Raw genomic sequence first — 4,846 nt, forward strand, 5'->3', positions numbered from 1 at the left:
TAATGATCGCCGTAGCGGCTGTTGATGCTGTAGCGTCTGCTGACACTGTGGCGGCTGCTAACGCCGCCGCTGTTGACTCTGTAGTGGCCGTCGACGCCGAAGCGGTTGTTGACACTCTAGCGGCATTTACCGGGCAAACATCACCGTACGAAAAATCCAACGCATCCGGAAATTCAGTTCCCGAAGCGCAATTGGCTGTTAACACGCGTGGGTCAGCTTTTTGGCAAAGAAGCTGCTCATTGGATTCAGGTCCCAAAGCGCAATTGGCTGTTAAAACACGTGGGTCAGCTTTTTGGCAAAGAAGCTGCTCATTGGATTCAGGTCCAAAATCCTTTTTCATGATGACATAGCTATTCACCGCCATGGTGTTGGAAACCTTTTCGTTATTGGCAAACTTCCCTGCCCCGATGTCGGCGTATGCACCTTCACCCGAGGTTTCGACCGTGCTGTTCACTGCCGTGGTGTTGGCAACCGTTGCGTTATGGGCAACCTGCCCTACCCCGATGCCGGCGTATGCAGAATTACCCGAGGTTTTGACCGTGCTGTCCACCGCCGTGGTGCAGGCAACCGTTCCTTGATCGTAAACCGCCCCCGCCCCGATGCCGGCGTATGCATTTTCACCCGAGGTTTCGACCGTGCTGTCCACTGCCGTGGTGTTGGCAACCGTTGCAGTTCCGGAAACCTGCCCTCCCCCGATGCCGGCGTATGCTTTTTCACGCGAGGTTTTGACCGTGCTGTTCACCGCCGTGGTGTTGACAACCTTTGCATTTCTGGAAACCATCCCCCCCCCGATGCCGGCTAATGCTGATTTACCCGAGGTTTCGACCGTGCTGTTCACCGCCTTGGTGTTGGCAACCGTTCCTTCTTGGTCAACCCACCCCACTCCAATGCCGGCGTATCCACGTTCACCCGAGGTTTTGACCGTGCTGTTCACCGCCCTGGTGTCGGCAACCTTTCCATCAATCGTCCCCCCCCCGATGCCGGCGAATCCACGTTTACCCAAGGTTTTGACGGTGCTGTTCACCGCCCTGATGTTGGCAACCTTTGCATTTTTGTAAACCCACCCTCCCCCGATGCCGGCGTATGCATTTTCACCCGAGGTTTCGACCGTGCTGTCCACTGCCGTGGTGTTGGCAACCGTTGCAGTTCCGGAAACCTGCCCTCCCCCGATGCCGGCGCATGCTTTTTCACGCGAGGTTTTGACCATGCTGTTCACCGCCGTGGTGTTGGCAACCTTTCCTTGATCGTAAACCGCCCCCACCCCGATGCCGGCGTTTGCATCAGTACTCGAGGTTTCGACCGTGCTGTTCACCGCCGTGGTGTTGGCAACCTTTCCTTGATCGAAAACCGCCCCCACCCCGATGCCGGCGGATGCTGATTTACCCGAGGTTTCGACCGTGCTGTTGTCCACTGCCGTGGTGTTGGCAACCACCGTTGCATTTCCGGAAACCTGCCCTCCCCCGATGCCGGCGTATGCATCAGTACCCGAGGTTTTGACCGTGCTGTTCACCGCCCTGGTGTTGGCAACCGTTCCTACAGTGTCAACCCACCCCCCTCCAATGCCGGCGTGCGCATAAGTACCCGAGGTTTTGACCGTGCTGTTCACCGCCCTGGTGTTGGCAACATTTCCATCAATCACCCCCCCCCCGATGCCGGCGCGTGCATAAAGACCCAAGGTTTCGACCGTGCTTTTCACCGCCGTGGTGTTGGCAACCGTTGCTCCAGGGGCAACCACCCCCACTCCAATGCCGGCGTGTGCAGATTGACCCTTGTTGGTTTTGACCGTGCTGTCCACCGCCGTGGTGTTGGCAACCATTCCTCCATCGTGAACTATCCCCCCCCCGATGCCGGCGTATCCACGTTCACCCGAGGTTTCCACCGCGCTGTCCACCGCCGTGATGTTGGCAACCGTTCCTTTAACCTCCCCTCCCCCAATGCCGGCGTAAGCTTTGTCACCCAAGGTGGAAACATGAGCATTTTTGGCCCGGACACCACTGACTGTGCCATTAATTTCAACAACACAGGCTGCTAACCCAGTCACCTTTGTGGAATTTATTATATTGGCACCAGTCAAGTGAAGGTCACTGATGCGGCCTTTCAGAGTGGCAACAAAACAGTCCGGCAGGTCGCTGATGGTACGGCACTGCCCATCGTACTGCCCGGTGAATGGATCGGTATCATTGCCAATGGATTGAAAGTCTTGAGTGACAACAATATCCGCCGTCTGTTGGTATATACCGTTCATTGGATAGCAGGGATCTCGACCAATCTTGTCCAGGGTTTTCGTATCATTAATCTTTATGGGCATCTTTATGGGTTGTGGACAATCGGCACTGTCATTCGAATTGGCATACTGAAAAAAGCTGGCCAGCGTGCCAAGTGCCAGCAGTCCTCTGGTTCCCTGACTCCCTTGATAGCGGGCTGCAGATGGCTGTTGAAGGGGTACGTCTTGCAGGCCGGGTTCTTTTTCCTGAGCCTCTTCCCCGGTTGCTTTTGATGTCTGTGGTAATTCCGGTTTGACATCCGGACCGGGCACACAGCTACCGAACCAGGCATCGGCAATATCTTTCGCTATGAAAAGCATGGGACTCAACGGCACGATAGTTGCCGTGGCCAGTCGCCCAATACCTTCCAGTGCTTTATCGGGATTAATACTGAAGCGAGGATCTTCCATCGGAATCAATGATTTCACAAATGCTTTAGCAACAGCAACACCATGGCCGAGCCAGGAATGTTCGACGCCATTCCCTGAACATTGGGAAGCGCTGTCATAAATTGGTTGCTGAATGGGTTGCTGAATGGGTTGTTGAATCATAAACAAGCCTCGATGATGTTGCATAAAAGTACATTGGAAATATGTACAAAAAATACTTGGCATCATTGATCCATCCAGTGATGTAAAAGTTCCCGGGTTATGTTTTTTTCTTAATACAAAAAACTGACTTCACGTGGCCTAACCATCCGCTTCCCGCACTCTACGGATGAGAAAGTCCATATCCAGAGCGTTGCCAGGTTCTGGGATCTGCTGGTGGCTACCCTGAAAGCGGTTCCGGAAGCGTAATGCGATGGTTGCCCTATGTTTGTGACAGCGCCTAAGCGGAACAGATTGATGAACTCTGTAGAGGGAAAACAGGAAGAATCAGCAGCAACCTGATCGTTCTGACATTCTGGTACTATAAAAAGACGACTGTTCAGTGACGGTCGCCTTTTTTAAATGCTCCAATACAGGGGACTGTTTGAATAAATAGGTTACCAACGTTTGTCCAGCTCAGTTACTCTGTCAGTCAGTACCTGGTTCATTTCATACGCTGCTGAGTGCAGGAACTCTCTGCCTGTTCATTCGTTCTCTGATTCCCTGACAACCATGTGATACCGAGTTGACCGCAGCGCTAGCCAGTTCTTTACCACGAGTCAGGGGTTTCTTCGCCAGCTCCTTACCACGCAACCCGTGCCGGTAACCGTTAATCCATTGATAGGTTGAATAGCCGACAATCGCCAATCCGCCCGCTGCCACAAGTGTACCTGTGGTAATGAGCGCTGTAACGGCTGTTGATGCTGTAGCGGCTGTTGATGCTGTAGCGGCTGTTGATGCTGTAGCGGCTGTTGATACTCTAGCGTCTGTTGACACTATGGCGGCTGCTGACGCCGCCGCGGTTGACTCTGTCGCGGCAGTTGACGCCGAAGCGGTTGTTGACACTGTAGCGGCATTTACCGGGCAAACATCACCGTACGAAAAATCCAACGCATCCAGAAATTCAGTTCCCGAAGCGCAATTGGCTGTTAACACACGAGGGTCAGCTTTTTGGCAAAGAAGCTGCTCATTGGATTCCTGTCCAAAAGCGCAATTGGCTGTTAACACGCGTGGGTCAGCTTTTTGGCAAAGAAGCTGCTCATTGGATTCAGGTCCAAAATTCTTTTTCATGATGACATAGCTATTCACCGCCGTGGTGTTGGTAACCTTTCCTCCATCACGAACCTCCCCTCCTTCGATGCCGGCGTATGCATATTTACCCGAGGTTTCGACCGTGCTGTTCACCGCCGTGGTGTTGGCAACCGTTCCTCCATTGGAAACCAGCCCTCCCCCGATGCCGGCGTATGCATATTTACCCGAGGTTTCGACCTTGCTGCCCACCGCCGTGGTGTTGCCAACCTTTCCTCCATTGTGAACCAGGCCCACCCCGATGCCGGCGCATGCAACTTCACCCGAGGTTTCGACCGTGCTGTTCACCACCGTGGTGTTGGCGACCGTTGCTCCATTGGTAACCTGCCCTACCCCAATGCCTGCGTGTGCATATTTACCCGAGGTTTCGATCGTGCTGTCCACCGCCGTGGTGCAGGCAACCGTTCCTTGATCGTAAACCGCCCCTCCCCCGATACCTGCGCATGCACGTTCACCCGAGGTTTCGGCCCTGCTGTTCACCGCCGTGGTGTTGGCGACCGTTGCTCCATTGGTAACCTGCCCTACCCCAATGCCTGCGTGTGCATATTTACCCGAGGTTTCGACCGTGCTGTCCACCGTCGTGGTGCAGGCAACCGTTCCTTGATCGTAAACCGCTCCCCCCCCGATGCCTGCGCATGCACGTTCACCCGAGGTTTCGGCCCTGCTGTTCACCGCCGTGGTGTTGGCAACCTTTCCTCCATCGGTAACCTGCCCTACCCCAATGCCGACGTGTGCATTTTTACCCGAGGTTTCGACCGTGCTGTCCACCGCCGTGGTGCAGGCAACCGTTCCTTGATCGAAAACCGCCCCTCCCCCGATGCTTGCGAATGCACCTTCACCCAAGGTTTCGACCGTGCTGTTCACCGCCGTGGTGTTGGCAACCGATCCTCCATAGGTAACCTGCCC

General features: G+C 54.6%; 2 protein-coding genes. Both read right to left on the bottom strand.

The window, feature by feature from the left end; all coding sequences use genetic code 11:
* Positions 1-2,815 (bottom strand): hypothetical protein (locus tag ACO6UY_RS23885; protein WP_422463856.1); only part of this gene is annotated, 2,815 nt, incomplete at its 3' end.
* 486 nt (positions 2,816-3,301) lie between these two features.
* Positions 3,302-4,846 (bottom strand): hypothetical protein (locus ACO6UY_RS23890; RefSeq protein ID WP_422491534.1); only part of this gene is annotated, 1,545 nt, incomplete at its 5' end.

The sequence above is a fragment of the Endozoicomonas sp. ALE010 genome (genome assembly GCF_049310165.1).
In the GTDB taxonomy this organism is placed as follows: Bacteria; Pseudomonadota; Gammaproteobacteria; order Pseudomonadales; family Endozoicomonadaceae; genus Endozoicomonas.